General features: G+C 40.9%; 15 protein-coding genes, 1 tRNA gene and 1 pseudogene. 5 read left to right on the forward strand and 12 right to left on the reverse strand.

Features of this window, described 5'->3' with window-relative positions; translation table 11 throughout:
* Window positions 1-245: 245 nt before the first annotated feature.
* The 7 genes and pseudogenes from BLQ81_RS11755 to BLQ81_RS11790 form a co-directional block, all read right to left on the reverse strand.
* On the reverse strand, window positions 246-587 hold the full coding sequence (locus BLQ81_RS11755; protein WP_092730198.1) for a hypothetical protein: 342 nt from the start codon (window positions 585-587) through the stop codon (window positions 246-248).
* A 1-nt stretch (window position 588) separates the two neighbouring features.
* On the reverse strand, window positions 589-4,836 hold the full coding sequence (locus BLQ81_RS11760) for a DUF6443 domain-containing protein (RefSeq protein WP_092730200.1): 4,248 nt from the start codon (window positions 4,834-4,836) through the stop codon (window positions 589-591).
* Complete coding sequence (locus BLQ81_RS11765; protein ID WP_092730202.1) at window positions 4,833-5,294, reverse strand: hypothetical protein; 462 nt, start codon at window positions 5,292-5,294, stop codon at window positions 4,833-4,835. The genes BLQ81_RS11760 and BLQ81_RS11765 overlap by 4 nt, the downstream gene beginning before the upstream one ends.
* 11 nt (window positions 5,295-5,305) lie before the next feature.
* Window positions 5,306-8,221: an RHS repeat domain-containing protein gene (locus tag BLQ81_RS11770; protein WP_092730204.1), complete on the reverse strand. Its 2,916-nt coding sequence runs from the start codon at window positions 8,219-8,221 to the stop codon at window positions 5,306-5,308.
* Entirely contained in the window at window positions 8,222-8,524 is a 303-nt protein-coding gene (locus tag BLQ81_RS11775; protein ID WP_092730206.1) for a hypothetical protein, read from the reverse strand.
* 794 nt (window positions 8,525-9,318) lie between these two features.
* Complete coding sequence (gene rhuM, locus BLQ81_RS11785; RefSeq protein ID WP_092730210.1) at window positions 9,319-10,293, reverse strand: RhuM family protein; 975 nt, start codon at window positions 10,291-10,293, stop codon at window positions 9,319-9,321.
* Between the two features lie 526 nt (window positions 10,294-10,819).
* Window positions 10,820-11,104, reverse strand: a pseudogene (locus BLQ81_RS11790) (IS66 family transposase); the annotation flags it as partial.
* 9 nt (window positions 11,105-11,113) lie between these two features.
* On the opposite strand from BLQ81_RS11790, the gene BLQ81_RS11795 reads away from it, so the two are divergent.
* Window positions 11,114-11,593: an ISAon1 family transposase gene (locus BLQ81_RS11795; RefSeq protein WP_092730214.1), complete on the forward strand. Its 480-nt coding sequence runs from the start codon at window positions 11,114-11,116 to the stop codon at window positions 11,591-11,593.
* Window positions 11,594-11,948: 355 nt separating this feature from the next.
* On the opposite strand, the gene BLQ81_RS11800 is transcribed toward BLQ81_RS11795, so the two are convergent.
* Window positions 11,949-12,021, reverse strand: a tRNA-Met gene (locus BLQ81_RS11800).
* 66 nt (window positions 12,022-12,087) lie between these two features.
* Here BLQ81_RS11800 and era point away from each other — a divergent pair.
* From era to BLQ81_RS11820, 4 genes are all read left to right on the forward strand, one after another.
* Complete coding sequence (gene era / locus BLQ81_RS11805) at window positions 12,088-12,981, forward strand: GTPase Era (RefSeq protein WP_092730216.1); 894 nt, start codon at window positions 12,088-12,090, stop codon at window positions 12,979-12,981.
* A 2-nt stretch (window positions 12,982-12,983) separates the two neighbouring features.
* Window positions 12,984-14,297 carry a ribosome biogenesis GTPase Der gene (gene der, locus BLQ81_RS11810; RefSeq protein WP_092730218.1) on the forward strand — a complete coding sequence of 438 codons (1,314 nt, stop codon included), beginning with the start codon at window positions 12,984-12,986 and terminating at the stop codon, window positions 14,295-14,297.
* Between the two features lie 76 nt (window positions 14,298-14,373).
* Window positions 14,374-14,562 (forward strand): hypothetical protein, encoded by a 189-nt coding sequence (locus BLQ81_RS11815; protein ID WP_092730220.1) that lies wholly within the window; start codon window positions 14,374-14,376, stop codon window positions 14,560-14,562.
* 64 nt (window positions 14,563-14,626) lie between these two features.
* On the forward strand, window positions 14,627-15,250 hold the full coding sequence (locus tag BLQ81_RS11820) for a SprT-like domain-containing protein (protein ID WP_092730222.1): 624 nt from the start codon (window positions 14,627-14,629) through the stop codon (window positions 15,248-15,250).
* 4 nt (window positions 15,251-15,254) lie between these two features.
* On the opposite strand, the gene scpB is transcribed toward BLQ81_RS11820, so the two are convergent.
* The 4 genes from scpB to BLQ81_RS11835 form a co-directional block, all read right to left on the reverse strand.
* Window positions 15,255-15,815 (reverse strand): SMC-Scp complex subunit ScpB, encoded by a 561-nt coding sequence (scpB, locus tag BLQ81_RS11825; protein ID WP_092730224.1) that lies wholly within the window; start codon window positions 15,813-15,815, stop codon window positions 15,255-15,257.
* Window positions 15,816-15,817: 2 nt separating this feature from the next.
* A complete protein-coding gene (locus tag BLQ81_RS11830) occupies window positions 15,818-16,201 on the reverse strand; it encodes a TraR/DksA family transcriptional regulator (protein ID WP_092730226.1) in 384 nt (127 codons plus the stop codon).
* A gap of 258 nt (window positions 16,202-16,459) precedes the next feature.
* The gene (locus tag BLQ81_RS22280; protein ID WP_175454221.1) at window positions 16,460-16,630 is read right to left on the reverse strand and encodes a hypothetical protein; all 171 of its coding nucleotides are present in this window, start codon (window positions 16,628-16,630) and stop codon (window positions 16,460-16,462) included.
* A gap of 63 nt (window positions 16,631-16,693) precedes the next feature.
* Entirely contained in the window at window positions 16,694-19,207 is a 2,514-nt protein-coding gene (locus tag BLQ81_RS11835; RefSeq protein WP_092730228.1) for a lamin tail domain-containing protein, read from the reverse strand.
* Window positions 19,208-19,292 lie beyond the last annotated feature (85 nt).

The raw sequence follows: 19,292 nt of genomic DNA on the forward strand, positions 1-19,292 counted from the left end.
ACTAAAACTATTTTTTTCATAAAAGACTATTATTAAACTTATCTACCCACAAAATAAAACATTTAATCTCTCAATTTTTTTAACAAAATGAATATAATTTATTGCTCGGTTAATCCGAAAGCCCTAATGTTATATAAAAACGAATTTACATATAGACCAGTAGTAGAGTTAAAAAAGTAATGTGTTTCTACTTTTGATCCATTTATAATTTATAAACCTAAATCATTCCTTATTCTGAAAAAATCTTACTTAAATATGAATTTTTCTGTAATAATTCCGTCCCATTCTTCCCCAAAAGTAACCAGTTCTATAAAATTCACTTTCCCGCCAGAAATATCAAGCTCATAACATAAGCCATTATTTAAGCCATCTAATACAATGGTCTCATTTGTACTTAATGAGGTATTTTTAATATCCGAATCTAACTCTTTTACAACACTTTGATTGTAAACAAAATTAATATACATTCCAACTCCAGTTAATTCTCTGCTTTTAACCTTAAGGAATGGTATATGGAAAGTTAAGCTTGGGTATTGCTTTGAAAGCCTATTCAGAATTTCCTTCTCAAGTCTATTTAATTCTTCCATACTAAAGTCCTTTTCTACTAAATGACGAAATAATTACTTTTCCATTTTCAGCTCTTCCCCCAATTAATCTTACATTCATACCTCCTACATCAATTATATTCCCCAAATTACCTGACGGTAAAACTCCATTTGCGTTTGGAGTTAATTTTCCTGTTTTTAAGGCAAGATCAGCCGCTTTTTGAACTGCGTTGTAAGCCTTAGCTTCTGAACCAAACTTTTTCACCAAACTTTCTAGGGCATGCTCTGATTTTCCAAAAATATGATGTAAACGATTCGCTGATATTGCATTTTTACCAAAATTGAAAAAACTTCTAAAATTCCTAATTGCACTAAAGAAATTCTTAATATTCCCCCAGCCACCAATCCCGCCTGGAAGAAAAGGGACAGTTCCTCCAATTGGCTGCTGCTGAATTATTCCAAGATCACTTAATGAAGATGTACTTGCTCCCCAATACCCATTAATCTTGATTCCCTCTTGTCGATTATCATTAATTCGCTCTCCGGTAACAACAACTTCAGGAAGGGAGGAGCAATTCTGGCACAATCCTGGATCACTTTCTTCACCATTAACAACACTTTTGACTAAGGGATCCTCAGGTTCCCTTTCCCCTGTTATAACTGGTGTCCCCATCACAGAATATGCCTCCATCCCGTCTGGATCGATAAAACGCATCGGGTTATTCAGGGCGTAGTTATACGGACTATGTCTTCTAGCCTTCTCCGCCAACGGGTCAACAACAAACCATCTCCCAATCGCAGGAATATAGAATCTTGCTCCGTAATCGTACATGATCACGCCCAATCCGCTGGTCAGCTCTTTGCCGTTGTATAAATACGGATTTGTTTTGATTCCTCCATATTGATAACCTAGTCCCGAGAGGTCCACTCCCCAGGGATCATAATGCGTCTCTTGCACGATCAGCGGACCTGTACTCATGATCCTGAACTGGTCAAACCAGACGTTTTCAGCCGTTTCATTGACTAAGTAGGTTTCGATATAGCCATCTTTTTTGATCGCCAGTTTTTGAATCAGTTCCTCATGCTTGTTTCGGGCTTTTTTGGATAGTATGACCTTTCCTTGTTCATACAGATTACTGTCTGCATCATAAAGCGAATAGCCCATATAAGCCTCGGGGGCAGGTTTTTGCTGGATTTCTGATATTACCAAGGCAATCACATTGGCAATGGCGATTTCGTTGGGAGAAGCAGCCAGATTCTGACCATACTCACCAAGGGTACTGATTATTTTTTGGTCCAATCCTGTACGAACGAAACTGGCCGGGCTTAGCTTGACTTTTTTAGGATCGACATACTTTCCAAAAACCCCGATCTCCACACTGTCTCCCTGTTGGACCTCTTGGCTACGAGAGGGACCAAGTACCCTTCCACGATCGGCATTCAGCCAGGCAGTGGCATAGCCGCCCGGAGTCTTGTTGTGCTCGGAGGCTCCCTGTCTGGATTCGCGGATATTGTCAAATAGCTCCTCTTCCTCTTCCGCCTTTTCCGGCTCCATGGTCGCTATTCTCAGCGCGGACTGTGGCGCACGAACTACCTGACGGACATTGCCCAGATGGTCTTTGATGAAAAACTCGTATTGAAACGCTGAATTCTCAAAGGTCGCCCGGCCTTCCTCATGCATGATATAGGACAGGGTATTGGCTCCCGAATTGATTTTTTCAAACACGAATTCACCCAAATAATCCAAGGTGGTAGTAGTAGCCCCTTCTACATTCACCTGTCTCACCTTCACTCCCTCTGCATTATACCAATACGTGAGGCTTCTTCCTGTACCTGAGAATATGATGGACTTGGGAAGATTGAGGTGATTGTAAGTAATCACCACGCTGTATTGATCATTATTCCCCAATAGGTTCCCGTTAGCATCGTAATTGTAGGTGCTGGTGCCTAAGTTTTTGTAGTCTTTGGCCAGGTAGGTTGGATTAGTTTGGTAATCATAGACATAGGTTAGCTTATTGCTATGCGTCCCATAGCTGTAGGCAAGATTATCCACCAAAGCCCAAATACTAGCCGTTTGCTGATTTACACGTTGAAGTGTGGTAATATTTCCATTTGGATCGTAGTTGACATAGCCGATATTGAATCGTCCATTCTGCCAACTGTAATCTGGTACGGTGTAGAGTGCATCCTTGATCCGGTTGTTAGCATCATAGAAATAGTTATAAACACGCTTGGTATCGTCTTGGCCTCGCCACTCTGCTTTTGAAATATTTCCGTTGTATTGGGGAGTGGTGCCTCCCGATTCATAAAACAATTCCTGAGCAAACACTTTGACTGTGGCATTGCTTACCTGAGGATTGTTGATTCGTTTCAGCCAGCCTCTGATATTGTAGGTATAATTCATCGCTGCATTGGCAGCCACCGGGAAGGTTTTATTTGTCAGTTGTCCGAGTTGGTCATACTGGAAGTTAACCAAGGTGACCGCAGGGTCTGAATTGATTTTATGGGTAATGGAGGTCAATAGGCCCGCATTGTTATAGGTATAGTTCTTGGTTATGGTCTGGCTTCCCGGGGTAGTAAGTTGGGAAATAGTTTCGATTGGCTTGTTTTCAAAATCAAATCGGGAAGAGGCCCGGATCGTTCCGCCTAGATGATGATCCTCAAAGGTTTGGATCAAGCGGCCCAAATCATCGTAATAAATGGCTGTTTCATACAGGGTATTGTTGTCCAGATTCCGAACCAATTTTCCTGTCAGCAATCCGTGAGTTTTGGTCGTCTGATCGTGATAGGAAGAATTGGGCTTGGAATACGTCAGCGTCCCCTTTCTGAAGCTGTAATGGTCAAAATAGTTAACTATTAGTACTTCTCCCTCTCCCCCGTCTAGGGCTCTAGGGAATCCTCCGGCGTTGGTGGTACCCGTTTTTCCTGAAGTTGCATTGATCACCGCATTGTTATTCCCCAAGGTATTGACAGTCGACTGGAGGGCAGCTCTAGTGGAAGAATTGGTCACCAATCCGGTCATTACTTCCCTTCCCAAAGCATCATACTTGGTGTAAAGCCACTTGCCCAGACCTGCCAGATTAGCATCCCGATAAGCCACCAGACGATCCTGAAGATCATAGACCAGTTCTTCGGTGCCTTTGTCCGGTAGTTTCTTAGTGATTTGCCGGCCTCGTTCATCGTAGGTATAGAGGTAATACAACCCGTCCCGGATGGTAGTAGCAGTTGAACTTTGGCTATTGGTAATGATTTCAAAAACTGCCTTGGGAGGCATTACTACCCGCAAGCGGCCAAAAGTATCATACACATAATACGTGCAAAGCCAGCCTGTATGGGAAATTCCAGGGCTTGTTGATTCCTGGACTTTTTTCAAAATCAATCTTCCCAATTTATCTTTGTATTCAATTACCCGTCGAAGATCTTCATCCAAGACCTCTGTTTTGGTCAGGGTTCCTGTGGCAAAATTTGCGGAGGTAATGGGTAACCCGGATCCATCCAAGGTCCAGATCCGTACCTCTTCGGTTGCCGTATTGGTCAACTCGTTGATTTGAATATCCTTACCCGTCCAGGCGGTTCCGGGGACCCCTTGTTTGATCACCCGATTTAAGGGAGAGGATTCAAACGTTTTGTCTGCATATCCTTTCGAGTCAGTGTATGCGGTAGTGTAGTAGGTGGAGTTAAGGGAAGCTGCATTGGTTCGGAATTTTCCTTTGGTCCCCGAATCGTTATTTGGGAAAGGCAAATAGTCCCTATACTGCCTACCAAAGGCATCGAAGGCGAGGGTTCCGATCACATCCGATCCATCCGATGAAGCTGAGAGTTGGACAGTTTGAACAGTCCTTCCCAATCCGTCGTGGTAGTTGGTCGATTTATAAGATACCTTTTGAGCAGAGCTACGAAGCGAATAGGCGTTTGTGAGCGTATCCCGTGAACTGAATTCCCTGACCCAGTTGAGATTTTCCGGATAAAAATATACCCAAACAGGCACCTTGGTCGTGAGGCAACCGGTGGACGTGTGATAATACGCCAAATAAAACAGCCGGGAAGTTGTAATAATCGGAGTACTGAAAATCTGGCTGCTGGACATCAAGGACACGCCGTCAGTATCATACCATCGATAAGTAAACCCGGAAGGGGCGACACTTGCGGTCAAGTTTACCGAATTACTGGAAGTAAGGGTCTCCGATGCCGCAGAGGGAATCACTGTCGTGCAGGCAGAAGAGGACACTACCTGAGCATAGCTCGTAGCAGTAAGACCTACAACAAAAATTAGGGTAAAAAATGATTTCATGAGCCTAGACGTTTAACAAACAATACATTAAATTCTTCTTTTTCCTTCCTCAAAGGCTTCCACAATTGCCCCTTTTCCCGGTAGGTGATCTCATAGGTATTGGATTCCTCTTTAAAAACCAGAACTAATACCATCACAGATTCATCAAAGGACCAAGTCCCTTCTTCTTCCTGAAGAGTGCCATTTTCCACCCATGCCTTTAGATAGGTTTTATCTTCCCTGAGGTGGCAAATCCAGGATTCGTTCTTCTTCCAGAATTTCTTTTCTTCTATTTGCCCTTCTTCATCAGATTTGAATTTTTTCGCAGAAGGTCCTTCAACTTTTTGATTGGGAAGATCAAGTTTCCAAATGCCCAACATTTTTTGCTCTCCTTTGGAAAGTGTATCCACTTGAGTAGGTTCTTGGGCAAAACCAGTAAGGGAAAAGCTGATCAGTATAAGTAGGACTAAATATCTCATGGCAGATCGTATTAATAGCTGATGTAGGTGTATTCGTAATGCTTCAAAACATGACCCAGATCATTGGTTACCGTTTCTAACCTTCCAAAAGGATCATATTGGTAGAACATCCCTTGGTTTCTAGGATCCAACTGGGACCTTATCCCTACCAAAGGACGGTGGGTGTAGGTGGTCATTTGGCTCATCGTCGGATGCACCCTCAACTCATCCACAATTGTCCCAGACCCGCTGATGGTCACACTGCCTGACCCGCTAATTTCTACCAGTCGCCAGGTATTGTCAATCGTTCCTGTGTAAGCAGTGCCGTTAATCGCCAGGGTTCCTGCTGTCCCTGAATTCCTCCTTATCCAAAAACTCAGTTTATAGGCACCTAATCCAGACTTGGTGATCTGACCATTGTTGAGCAAATAGACCTTGCTCCCTGATTTGGCTTCACCTGACATGACTGAAGACTCTACTCCTGCATAGGTCCACCCTCCTTTTTCTGAGGTCTCAAAAGAAGTGAAGGCGATATTACCAACAGTGGTATTACTCGCTTCTGCTACTACATATTCTCCCTCATACCCATAAAGCATGGAATGGGTGCTGCCATCAGAAAGGCTGTATTGAATCAGATTTCCCCGGGAGTCGTAGCCGGTCATAGACATCCTGAGCTTATACCTGGTGTCCCGTGTCAGGGAACTGGTCCCGGAGGTTGCAACTACGGAATATGCCGTTGTAAGAATTGGAGAAGCAGTTTCCAAAAAGTAAGCTTGGGAAGGCATATACCAGGTAGTACCGGAAATTAGACTATAATCAGTCACCTGACCTGCTACAATCACATTGGATTTGGAAGCCTCCCGCACTTGGGTATATTGTTCTACAGGTGCTAGGATATTTTTCAAAAGCAATTGACGAAGGGCTTCAGGATAGCCTGTGTAGGTAGTACTTACATTGACTATGTCGTAATTATACCGGGTAACATTACGTACCGATTGCGGATTGGGAAAGGTGCTGCTTTCCTCATAGCTTGTTTTAAGGTATGTCGGGTGAAAGTCACGGGTAGTCAGATTTTCTACTGAATCCGAACCGTAATAAAGCGTCTGCTTAGAGGAAGTCTCCAAATACACCCCAACGTCCTGGGTAAGCGTGGCAATCATGTATCGGTGGCCATCGTATGGGTATCCTCCCCCTGTACCCGGACAATAGTAGAAAAATCCACCGACTTCCTCCCCTATGATTACCTGAGCTCCTGCCTGTCCGATATTTAAGGTCTGTCCTTTATACTTGGTGTATGCTTTGGTCACCACCTCTTTCAAGGCATTGAGGTTATCATATTTGAGAACTTTGGTAAGTTTTCCCCTTTCCCAGCTTTTTCTGTTTCTCCAGGTTTTATTGGAATATTGAACCGTAAAAACTCCATCCGGTATCAATGAATTGTTATCAAATTCGTAGATGGTTTTACCGTTGGATGTGGTCCCGTTCGCATATTCTGATACCCTGGTGTAAACTATCGGACTATCATCAAACCCAGGTCCAACAACTGAATTGGATACCCAGGATCTAACCCTAAACTGCCTTTGATTAGGCGTGCCAGAAACCACATCCCGTTTATATTGGGTTGTTAAAAAATGGAAATTTCTGACATCAAAGTTTTTATGACCAAATCCGTCGTCATTGTTTCCGTATCGGTATAGCGTACTGTAGGTATTTTGTCCGTCATTCTTGGTGATTTTCTTTATTCTGAGTCCAGAACCGTATTTGGTAACACCGGCATCAGCATACTTATGCGGTTCAAATTCAAATTCGGTATACCCACCAGTTGGAAAGGTGATCCTCTTAAGCACCCCCTCTTTGTAAAATGTAGTATCGGTATTTCTGTCTGCTCCACCGATGGAAATGGTCGTCAATCCTGTTCCGCTATTTGCCTGGTATTGTACAGTTTCCTGCGGAACCAGATTGGTATTGGCTGATTTCCCATTGTAAAAACCAAAGAGGTCTCTTCGATAAGAACCCTGGACTGCATCCCAGGAGAAAGTAGTTGTCTGATAGGAAAAACTGTATTTATTGATTAGGGTATTAGAGCCGTCTCTGACCTCAATGCCATCTAATTTTAAGCGGGCATCACCATTATTGGAAGCCAGTTTAAAATTGCCTGAATTGAGCAGGACAAAAGTCTTTTCCAAAAAATATTGGCCGTTGAGCTTGGAGTAAATTTCAATTTTACTTAATCGCTCCACATTGGGACTTCCGGGCAAATCGGTTCTTGCAGCTCCCAATACAAACTTTACCTTACCGGTTTTAAAATAAATTTCATCCAATGCCAATTGGGAAATTGAACTAGTCGTAGAAACAAATGTGGTGACAGGACTATAGGAATTACAAGGAAGCAGGACTGCATCGGCTGTGTTGCATTGGTCCATTAAGGTGATATTTGTTTCAATCTCAGAGGTAGTAATAGTCCCCAAATCCTGATATTTAAAAGTCACATAATCATCAGAATTTTGGGTCTTGATTTCTTGTAGGTACCAGGTCGAAATAGCTGATGTATTGATTGAACCAGAAGAACTACTCAACAACTCCCGATGTCCATTCAGACCAGCCCAGTCAGCTCCAAAGCGATACATCAATCCCTGGGTATCCGTGATATCAAAAAAATCTGATCCTTTGGTCAGCTTTATGGCGCTTTCCGGAAATAGCAAAGGCGGTTGCCCATTCTGCCTCAATACAAATCGTCCACTGGCTCCGGGATAATTGTAAGAAAACAGATCAGGTTCACGGTCATTGGTCCCTGTCGCAGTAAGTTCTTTGTAGTTAAAATTTGCACAAAAATTAAACGGGTCTACGCTATAGTCATTGGTTATGGACAGAAAATTGGATTCATCAGCTTTGCCGTTAACTGTTCGGGTCACCTGCCCGCCTGCCTGAATGGACCAACCCAGTCCCACCTAGGAGGATTTATCAGTATACCGGATTCCTCCTGCATGGTAAGTTAAAACAATAGGCACTTTGATCGACCCAGCATCAATCTCAAAAATCGGGATGCTGATATCCGGAATTCCTGTATACAAATTCACATTAAAATCCCCATACTTCTGAATTCCAGCTGCATTGGGGGAATTCTGTGCCGATTTGGGAGTGATTTTTTCAATCTGGGAGGCTACATCCCCCGGCAACTGGGCAAAAAGTTGACTCGGTTGCAGAAACACATACATGGAAAATAAAATCCCGGCGGTAAAAAACTTATTCATAAAATAAAAGGTTAACTGTTCCGTGGTCAAAAATTAGACAAAAACTATAAAATAAAAAATACCCAATATAGGGTATTTTTATTCTGGAAAATATTTATTATTCAGAATTTTATTCTGTCACAAAATGAATTTTCGAGAGATCTGAACTGCATTTTTTTGCTTAGATTTTTCCCAAAATCTTCATTTTTTCACTTTTTTTTGAAAAAAAACTCTGTGCAAGAAAAAATCATTAAGAATAAATTTTTAACCCCATTTTATAATTATAATCCTAAATCAAGTCAGAATATTTATAGAAAAAAATTAGAGATTTTTGAAAGAAAAATTAATTTAGCCTTAAAGTACACTGCAACTAATAAAACATGCGGTGTAGGTAAGCATATCAATGTTAACTCCTTAAGGAAACCTGATTAAGTCAGGACCCCAAAATTGTAAAGTCAAAGGCTACCCAAAAAGGAACTGTCAAAGCTTATCCAAGAAGTCCAAACAGAATACCATCAACTTCATACTAAATGCTTTTTGAGAATCGAATTTCAATCCTCGAACAATTCGTATTGTACGAGAGGTACGAAGCGTACGAACTGTACGAGCGAAGAAGAATTTCTTTTTCTTTTTGCTGTCTTACTATCTTTCTTTAGTTCAAGACCAACCACCGATTGAATTTCCACTTTACCTGTCACTTTATGCACACACTGTGTGCACAATTTAATTTTGGTATTTCGGATAGATGCAATTCGAGAATCAGGACTCGTCAAACCGAAATCAATGGAAGATCCCACTTCTCAATAAGGATTTTCCTAAGATAGATTCCTGTTTAAAACACTAATCACCAACTTCTTCACTGTATCCATTTCTTCGGGTTTGCTTGAAGCGATAAACAGGGTCAAGCTGGCCAATGCATCATTGGTGATAATTAGTTCACCATTCTGATTTTGAAGCAGACCATTTTGCTGCAAAAAGAAAAGGAAACACGCTGCCGCTATCCGTTTATTTCCATCCACAAACCCATGATTCTTGATAATCAAATAGAGAAGCGTTGCCGATTTTTCTTCTATGGTCGGGTAAAAGTCTTCATTACCAAAACCTTTACTGATCTGTCCTATTGCACTTTCGAAACTTCCATCCTTTTCTTTGCCAAAGACACCAGATTCAAATTCGGATCTCATGGAGGCAATTACATTTTGGTAATCCTTGAGACTTGGATAATTCGCTTGCCTTTTGGTCAGACCCTTATTATCAAGGTTCTCATGATCATAATCATCCAGTAGTTCAAGACCTTTGGCGAAGTGATTTAACCATTCTGTATTCTGATTATCAGCTTTTTCTTCGATTACTCTACTGAGGATTCTAATTCCATCTTTGAGAGTCTGGATTTCCTGCTGTTTTTGAGCAAGTCTTTTTTCATTGATGGCATAGCCTTGAACAAGGTAGTCCTTAAGTCGCTTTGTTGCCCACTGGCGGAATTGAATCCCTCGCTTGGAATTCACTCTATAACCGACTGAAATAATTGCATCCAGGTTATAGAACTTCACTTTCCTTCTAACCATTCGCCTGCCCTCTTGTTGAACTACCGAGGATTCCTCGGTAGTTGAACTTTCATCCAACTCTTTTTCCTTGTAGATATTCCTCAAGTGCAAACTAATGGTATCTGAATCTTTTTCAAAAAGATCCGCCATTTGCCTTTGATTCAACCAGACCGTCTCCTGTTCAAATTTCACTTCTATTTGAGTCTGTCCGTCGGTTCCTTGATAGATTTCGATTTGGTTATCCATTATTACCTAAATTCTCATACCCTCCCATTTTTTAGGGTTCCTTCCCTCAATTAGCCTCTTTCTATCAAAAAAACAAAGTTTTGATCTTTTCGCAACCTAAAATCAATGAAACTCTAAACTACACCTACTTTTAAGACAAAATTGACGTGATTATTAGTTTTTCGTCAATTATCGCGACACTTTTCTTTTTATTGCGTCATTTTTACAATATTATTGTCGAGATACAAATGGGATTGAAGATGAAAAATCGAGATGAGCTACAACTGATTAAAGAAATAATTGCATCATCATCTGATGGCTTAGGAATAGAAGCAAGCTACGGCTAAATTTGGGTGGCACCTGTCCAATCTGGTCGCATTTATCCGACTGAATATCTTTGTCAAAATTGAACTCCAAAAATGGCTCGACAAACCCTTTGAAAACCATGAAAAACCACCTGCAAAAAGCCTACAGGGGGTTCTGTTTCCAGATTTCTACAAAAAATAGTCTCAACAAAAGAAAAGTATCCACGCGGGCAACCGCGTCTTTAATCTGTCTTATTTTTCAGTAGAGACAGTTTATAATTTTTGGGCAGGAGATCGTGGATTTTCTGGATGTTTGTGTCCATGATATTGTCGAAGACGTACTTGAGCCAGTGCTGCGGGTTGACTTCTTCGGTTTTACACATGGCAAAAAAGGAAAAGATCATTGCTGCCCGCTGAGCCGCATTGTGCGATCTTGCGAACAGGTAGTTTTTCCGTCCCAGGGCTACGGGCCTGATTTTGTTCTCGACGGGATTGTTGTCGATTTCAAGTACCCCGTCCATCAGGAAAACAAAGAAATGGAACTGCGCAAGGAATGTGACAAGACATTTATTCCTAACAAACTCGAAAACGGAGACACGGAAAAACAACTGTTAGCAAGGAGTAGATACCTGCTTTTCAAGGCAGAGGATTCTTGGACCCCATCGCAAGCACTCCGCGCAGAGATACTTTTCCATCGCTATCCTGATCTGGAAAAAGCCTATAAACTATCCAGGTCTCTGGCCAGAATCTACCAGACCAGTAAAATCAAGGGAGTTGCATTCACCAAACTGGCTCACTGGTACAACGAGGTGAAACGGGCAGGATTCAAATCCTTCAACACCGTGTCCAGAACCATCCAAAATCACTACGAAACCATCCTCAACTTCTTCGAAAACAGAAGTACAAACGCTTCGGCCGAGTCATTCAATGCAAAAATAAAAGCTTTCAGAGCGCAGTTCAGAGGCGTATCCAATGTCGAATTCTTCCTGTTTCGACTCTCCATTATCTATGGATGAAAATTTACCTCCCCAGATATTCAGACTGATCCTTTAAAATAAACCAATGGTATCCATCCTTGATTTTTGACCCCTATTCAAGATCAATGATAGACGGAAACCACCGGGCCTTAGCATTGAAGGAACTCGGAATTACAAAAGCTTTGATCTTTGGAGGCGTCAGACCCAAACCAAATCTTTTTTTCTTAAAGCGGTCCTTTTAAATTCAGCTATTAAAAAGTAAACCCGGCATAGTTCCGGGCTTTTTTTTTGCGTCCGCTGGATCTAAAAAAATACTTTTTATCTAAAACCGTCCCCAATTCCGTCCCCAAAATGAAAAAAAAAACCTCATACGTTAAGTATAAGGGGTTCTGAGTAGCGGGAACAGGACTCGAACCTGTGACCTTCGGGTTATGAGCCCGACGAGCTACCAACTGCTCCATCCCGCGATATTGTGATGCAAAGGTAAGGACAAACTCTCCAAAATCAAGTACCTTTGCAAAAAAAATATAAAAATGCTCTCTCCTACTCATAAAGCCGGATTCGTAAATATTGTCGGCAAACCCAATGTAGGCAAGTCCACGCTCATGAATATCCTTGTGGGTGAGCGACTTTCGATTATTTCATCCAAAGCTCAAACGACTAGACATCGAATTTTAGGATTGATAAATACCGACGAATATCAGATTGTTTTTTCCGATACACCAGGTATGCTCAAACCAAAATACGAGCTGCATAAAAATATGATGAGCTTTGTCAACCTATCATTAGAAGATGCAGATGTGATTGTTTTTGTGACTGATCTCTACGAAACAGAGGAAGAAATCGAAGATATAATTACCAAAATCAACGCTTCGGGGGTTCCAGTTCTTTTGGTCATCAACAAAATCGACCTCGCAAAAGAAGGCCAACTGGACGAAGTTACCGCTTATTGGACATCTAGAATCAAATCTGAAACGGTGATCCCGATTTCGGCATTAGAAAAATTTAATACAGAACGTATTCTACAGGAAATCCTGGACAGACTGCCAATACATCCACCATTTTATAACAAAGAGGAACTAACTGACCGGCCGGAGCGGTTCTTTGCCTCCGAGATCATTCGGGAAAAGATTTTCACCAACTACAAAAAAGAAATCCCCTACAGTACTGAAGTCGCAATTGAAGACTTCTACGAAGAGGAGACAATCATCAAAATACGCGCTACCATTTTCTGTGAGCGGGATAGTCAAAAAGGTATTCTTATTGGTGACAAGGGTAAAATGTTGAAAAAAGTAGGAATAGAGTCCAGACTGGAATTGGAGAAATTTTTTGGTAAAAAGGTCTTCCTAGAAACATTTGTGAAGGTGGAGCAGGACTGGAGAAAAAACAAATTGAAACTTAAAAAATTCGGGTACGACCCATCATAATTATGGCAAATATTGTAGCAATAGTAGGACGGCCCAATGTTGGTAAATCCACACTTTTTAACCGCTTGGTAGAAGAGCGAAAGGCAATCGAAGACAACATGAGTGGTGTCACTCGTGATCGTCACTATGGACATGCCCAGTGGTCAGGGAAGTTTTTCTCAGTAATTGATACCGGCGGATACGTGACCGGATCTGAGGATGTATTTGAGGCTGAAATCCGTAAACAGGTTAAACTAGCAATCGAGGAAGCAGACGTAATCCTTTTTGTGGTGGACTGTATTGATGGGCTAACGGATCTTGATACCGCTTTTGCGAATGAGCTTAGAGGCACTAAAAAGCCTCTTTTCATCGTGGCAAACAAGGCTGACAACCGCGAAAAAGCGATGACTGTGCATGAATTTTATTCGCTGGGAATCAGTGATTTTGAAATTTTCCCTATTGCTTCAGCAAGCGGAAGTGGCACTGGTGAACTTCTGGATGAAGTCGTCAAGCAGTTCGTAGATGAAGGAATTGAAGATCCAGACGCTGGAATTCCTAAAATTTCCATTTTGGGCAGGCCAAATGTGGGTAAATCTTCTTTCCTGAATGCCTTACTGGGACATGAGCGCTCTATTGTGACTGATGAAGCCGGAACGACTCGCGATGCCATTCACACACGATACAAGCTTTTCGGACAAGATTTTATTATCACTGACACTGCAGGGATCCGGAAAAAAGCCAAAGTAAAAGAGGATGTCGAGTTTTACTCGGTGATGCGATCCTTGCGAACCTTGGAAGAGTCTGATGTGGTCATTGTCATGATAGATGCCACAAGAGGACTTGAGGCCCAAGACATCAATTTGATCAGCCTTGCGATCAAAAACAATAAAGGAGTAATGATCATGGTGAATAAATGGGATTTGATTGAAAAAGATCATAAAACCATGGGAAAAATCAAGGATGATATGGTGGATCGCCTCGGTGAAAACAAATGGATTCCGATTATATTCACTTCCGTCGTTGAAAAACAACGGATTTTTCAAGCAATTGAATTGGCTACTAAAGTGTATGAAAATAAAACCCGAAGAATTGCCACTTCTAAATTGAACGACATTTTACTTCAGGAAATTGAGAAATATCCACCTCCTGCATGGAAAGGGAAATACATTAAGATCAAATATGTAACTCAATTACCTACCAAAAACCCAGTGTTTGCCTTTTTCTGTAACCTCCCACAATACATCAAAGAACCCTATACACGATATTTGGAAAATCGATTAAGGGAAAACTTTAATTTCGAGGGAGTTCCTGTAAAAATTGTTTACAAAAACAAATAATAAATATTTGAATGGCACTTGCACAATTGTAAATAATACTAGTACCTTTGCTCCGTAATTAAGAAAACTACAAAAAATGAAAAAGGTATTTGCAATTTTCGCAATCGCTGGTTTGATCGCTACTGCTTCTTGCGGTAACAAGACAACTGAAGAAGTTACAGTTGAAGAGACTGTAGTTGTTGAAGAAACTCCAGTAATCGAAGAGGCTCCAGCTGATTCTGCTGCTGCTGCTTCTGATTCTACTGCTGCTACTCCAGCTCTGTAATCATTTCCGAAAAAGGAAAAAATTAAGAGTCCCGAAATCGGGACTCTTTTTTTATTTTAGGGCAATGAAGCCAATAGATCAGCTAAAAAATATTTTGGAAATGCACCTTCCACTTTCTGCAATTTCTTACTGCTTAGACCTATGGCAAAACACTCCTTTTTCATTTAAAGTCCAAAAACCAAGATCTTCGAAACTCGGGGATTTCCGATATCGAAAAGACCGGAAAATCCAAACTATTACAATCAACTCAGATCTCAATCGGTTTCAATTTTTATTGACTTATGTTCATGAAGTCGCGCATTTACGCACTTTTGAAAAACATGGAAATGCACATTCTCCGCATGGAATTGAGTGGAAGAAAGAGTTTCAAAACTTAATGTGGCCAATCCTGAATGATTCTGTTTTCCCAAAAGATATTTTGATTCCGCTGAGACATCACATGCAAAGTCCGGCGGCAAGTTCATCCCGTGATTTATTCCTGATGAAGGAAATGAGTAAATATGACTTGCCAAACGAATTTATTTCCGATCAGGTCTTTCTGTCTGATCTTTTGCCTGGCAAGGAGTTTTTGCTTTCTGGAAGGAAATTTAAAAAAGGTGAAACACGAAGAACTCGGGTTTTATGTGAAGAGATTGAATCCGGAAGAAAATTCCTTGTTTCGAGGCTGGCAAAAGTGAAACCAATTTAAGGTACTAGTCCCGCTCTTCACCAATCTGATTGTCAGATTGTGAAAAATCTTTAGGCAGAGGTAATTCCTGAATAGAATTGATCCCAAAATACTCCATGAATTTATTAGAAGTACCATAAATCAATGGTTTACCCACACCCTCGGATTTCCCTTTGATTTCAACGAGCTCTTTTTCTAAAAGCTTCTGAACGGAATAATCACTATTTACTCCCCTGATTTGTTCAATCTCCCCCTTTGTTACCGGCTGCTTGTAAGCAATGATGGACAAAGTTTCTAATTGAGCTGTCGACAATCTTTTTTGCGATTGCTGACGCAAAAGAATACTTATACTTGGCTGATAAGCTGGTTTTGTCAAAAATTGATATCCTCCACCCAAATGCTCCAAAGCAAAGGAAAATTCTTCTTGATTATACTTATTTCCAAGCTCAATAAGTGCCGATTCGATATGGTCTAATGGGATCTCGCTAGCAAACATTTCAGAGAGGCATTTTGAAATCTCTGAAGCCGCAATTGGCTCAGGTGCACAGAAAATCAAGGCCTCAATATGGCGATTGAGAAAATCCACCTTTACTTTTTTGCAAGTTTCGCCTCAATTGAATGCATGGTATGCGGCACAGCTTTCAACCTTTCTTTAGAGATCAACTTTCCAGTATCCACACACACCCCGTATGTCCCGTTTTTGATTCGGATAAGTGCATTTTCAAGATTGATGACAAATTTCTGCTGCCTGGCGGCAAGCTGGCTCAAATTTTCTCTTTCCAACGTGTCTGCACCGTCTTCCAAAAGTTTAGATGTCGAAGCTGTATAATCTGTCCCAGTGTCATTCTTTTTGCTCAAACTCTCTTTTAACGAAGTGAGTTCTTCTTTTGCACTGGCGAGTTTCTGATGGATAATAACTTCGAATTCTTTAAGTTCTTCCTGAGAATATGCGGTTTTTTCTTCCTTGCTCATAATTAATTATACTTAAAATGACAGTACTGGGACGGATTTGCGAACGAATGGTTCCCTAAAGTACGTTGGACTTTGATAATTGCAAAACTTAAAAAATCCTAGAATTTGAAAAGACAAAACACAAAAATCACATTCTCAAATATAAAACACGCTACTATTTCATTATCAGCTGATTAGATCCAATCGGATTTGGTTTCATCCAAATCAATAAAAAAAATGGGAGATACCAGGAATAGATATTCTACATAAAAAAAGCTGTCATGCGACAGCTTTCTCGGTTTGGAGCATTTTTTCCAATCTTCTCTTCAGAACTTCATGTTCTACGTCAATTCGATATTTCATTCTCAAGTACTGTTGTGCCTCTTGAAGGTCTTTCCCGTCACGAAGAACTATTTCTTGTAGGGCAATTGTAATTAGGCCGCGATCCATGGGTTATAGTTAAGGTTACTTGAAAATAGTGAAAATTGTATTTCAAACCGAAAAAAAATCAAATTAAAGTCGTGTAGCAACAACAATTGTCTTTTTAAAGACTTTAGTTTTACCACCGAGTTCATAAAGTTCAGCGACCAAAACATAATATCCTGCTCTGACCAACTTTCCTGTTGAATCTGTACCTGTCCAAGTGAACATCCCATTTGTGCCTAAAATTTGGTTTTGGGCTAAGGTCTGAATCAGCTGCCCCGCAGCGGAATAAATTTTAAAAGTTCCTACCCATCCGCTCATGTCCAATTGATAGCGAATACTTGTGATAGCCGGTCCGCTACTTCCCTCCGGATCAAAAACATCAGGATCAATCTGGATTATTTCAGCCTCAAATTCAATATCCAGTGCTTGAGAATTTTTCCTCCCAGGAGTGGCGTAATCCTCATTTCCGGAAGCTGACTGCCAGTTTGACGAAAGAGTTGTGGGAGATTGTTCTGAAATTCGCTCCAGAGAGACACCTTTGGTATCTCTTAACAGTGGATGATGAAGTTTCCTGTCATATTTAAACGTTTCAGCAATTTCTCCACCCGAAAAAAGTAAAACCACGGTACCACCGGCTATCGGATAACTTGGAAGAGTAGGGATTTGAAGAAAATTGCCTTGGATGGATTTGGGATATGCTGATTTTAAAGCTTGAGTAGCTGTAGTAATCGCCAAATACCCTTTCGGCACCAAAACCATTCCCTGTTTACCAAATACTCTTAGTTGGTCAGGGACCCCGGTTGAATTTATATTAGCCAAAGCCAGATTTTCAAGATTAAGGTATTTTTCAGTGGTATTTTTCACTTCCACAAACTTCGGGTCCCCTGTCCTCGGATCAAAAAGAACTTCATTGATGATCAATTCTCCCTTTTCGGGGATTTCAGGCAAAACAAGATTGATGGACAGTTCGCCCGTTTCGTTTCCAAAACAATCCTTCAAACCAGTCGCAACGAGTTTGTATACTTGATTTATTTTGGCAGTCGAACCAAGAACCAACCTGATATCAGTGTTTGAGTCAACTAGCAAGGTGTCAATCTGTAAAGATGGTGTAATTGATATGTTTTCTTTGTCAAGATTGGGTAGTATAGGGCTTGAAAAAACTACCAAAATCTCTTTCGAATCCACGAAAAAGGCAGATTCTATTTTCAGGTAAACCAACTCAGTTTTAGGATCAAAAATTGAGTTTTGAATTCCCGGTGTACCTCTAAACTTATCGATCGAAGGAGTTAGAAAAGCAGAATTGTCACAAAGGAAAAAAGGATTGGGTACTTCCAAACTGTACCCTCCATTCGCAAAAACGTTCCCTCCCCAGGTGGATGTGGAATAGGAAATTCGATCAATGAACATCCCGGTAGCACTACTTAAAAACACCTGATCCCCGGAATTAAGAAGAGTAGGCCAACTTTTTATTGATAAAACCTTCCCGAAAGATGCTAATTGTGCTGCCTGATTTTCTGGAGCCAAAATCAAATACTCTCCTGGGTTTATCCAATATTCTCTTAATACAGCAATTGATCGGGAATTGGAAAGTTTAAGCCCCTCAATCCGGAACTCGTGATCACCTGCATGAAACAATTCGATATATTCAACATTGGGCAAATCCTGATCTGCCCGAGGTGCAGGCATCAGTTCATTGATCACCAGTGCTTTAACTGCGATGTCTGTGGGATCAAAAAAGGTAAAAGTGACCGTGGTGTCTTGCAGAAAATTACCTTCCAAATCCGGGATCTGACGAATTGACAATCCATAGAATTTAGCTGATTCTAGCTTCCTTTCAAATGTCGCAATCACAAGGGAATCACTTTTCAACTGAACAGAAATCGGATTTTCATCCTCAAGTTCATACGCTATCGAAAAAATAGAGAAAACAGGATCGACCCGCTCAGAAAACTGAATAAACACAGAATTTGAATCATAGCCTTTTGCTGAAATGACTCTGGGGGAAGATTCATCTCTTACGATATCGCCAAATACAAAATCATCCATAATCCATCGGGCAGCACTTCCTGACCCAGGCCCATATCTGATATCCAAACTCAAAAAGACCTCTTCCTCACTTTTGAATTGGAACGGAAGGGTAATATTATATCTTCTGAATTCCTGGTTTGAATTTGGAAACTCGGTGTTATTTCCAATTTGTATCGGTTCAGAAAACTCTCCATCCAATTTTCTGCCCCAAGAATAAAAAACCAAAGCAGGACGATTTCCACTTCCGTTTTGAATGGTTTTTGCGAAAAATAAAAGTTCGGGATTTTCAAACTGTCCAGGTGTCAGCTTGATCCAAATCCTTCCATCAAAAGTGCTGATGGGCTGAACGGCTAGGCCTTTACTCCCATTTCGCCCTTGGTTTGAAACCTGAAAAATTCTGGCAGAAGTGGCTCTGACCTCATTCCCATACCAATTTGGCAGAAATTCCTCAGGATAACTTGAGGGTTGAAAGCTGCTTTCAAAATCTTGCTTTTGGGCAAACAGAATGGGGTTCCCCAGTTCAAAAAAAATGGGAATGATGATTAGTAGCTTTTCCAAAAAGTGTTTTTCCATAAAAAATAGTTTAAAATGCACTACCTAAATATATAAAATCAGTCTCTTAATTTCCTTAGACCTTTTGAAAATCAATCAAAAATAT

This window comes from Algoriphagus alkaliphilus (assembly GCF_900103735.1).
In the GTDB taxonomy this organism is placed as follows: Bacteria; Bacteroidota; Bacteroidia; order Cytophagales; family Cyclobacteriaceae; genus Algoriphagus; species Algoriphagus alkaliphilus.

Bases quoted from the DNA above. Each gene is read 5' to 3' on its own strand.
- BLQ81_RS11775 (WP_092730206.1), bottom strand. From the start codon at position 8,524: ATGAATAAGTTTTTTACCGCCGGGATTTTATTTTCCATGTATGTGTTT.
- BLQ81_RS11815 (WP_092730220.1), top strand. From the start codon at position 14,374: ATGAAAAAGGTATTTGCAATTTTCGCAATCGCTGGTTTGATCGCTACT.
- der (WP_092730218.1), top strand. From the start codon at position 12,984: ATGGCAAATATTGTAGCAATAGTAGGACGGCCCAATGTTGGTAAATCC.
- BLQ81_RS11760 (WP_092730200.1), bottom strand. From the start codon at position 4,836: ATGAAATCATTTTTTACCCTAATTTTTGTTGTAGGTCTTACTGCTACG.
- BLQ81_RS11835 (WP_092730228.1), bottom strand. From the start codon at position 19,207: ATGGAAAAACACTTTTTGGAAAAGCTACTAATCATCATTCCCATTTTT.
- BLQ81_RS11795 (WP_092730214.1), top strand. From the start codon at position 11,114: ATGGAACTGCGCAAGGAATGTGACAAGACATTTATTCCTAACAAACTC.
- rhuM (WP_092730210.1), bottom strand. From the start codon at position 10,293: ATGGATAACCAAATCGAAATCTATCAAGGAACCGACGGACAGACTCAA.
- BLQ81_RS11820 (WP_092730222.1), top strand. From the start codon at position 14,627: ATGAAGCCAATAGATCAGCTAAAAAATATTTTGGAAATGCACCTTCCA.
- BLQ81_RS11830 (WP_092730226.1), bottom strand. From the start codon at position 16,201: ATGAGCAAGGAAGAAAAAACCGCATATTCTCAGGAAGAACTTAAAGAA.
- era (WP_092730216.1), top strand. From the start codon at position 12,088: ATGCTCTCTCCTACTCATAAAGCCGGATTCGTAAATATTGTCGGCAAA.
- BLQ81_RS11755 (WP_092730198.1), bottom strand. From the start codon at position 587: ATGGAAGAATTAAATAGACTTGAGAAGGAAATTCTGAATAGGCTTTCA.
- BLQ81_RS11765 (WP_092730202.1), bottom strand. From the start codon at position 5,294: ATGAGATATTTAGTCCTACTTATACTGATCAGCTTTTCCCTTACTGGT.
- BLQ81_RS22280 (WP_175454221.1), bottom strand. From the start codon at position 16,630: ATGGATCGCGGCCTAATTACAATTGCCCTACAAGAAATAGTTCTTCGT.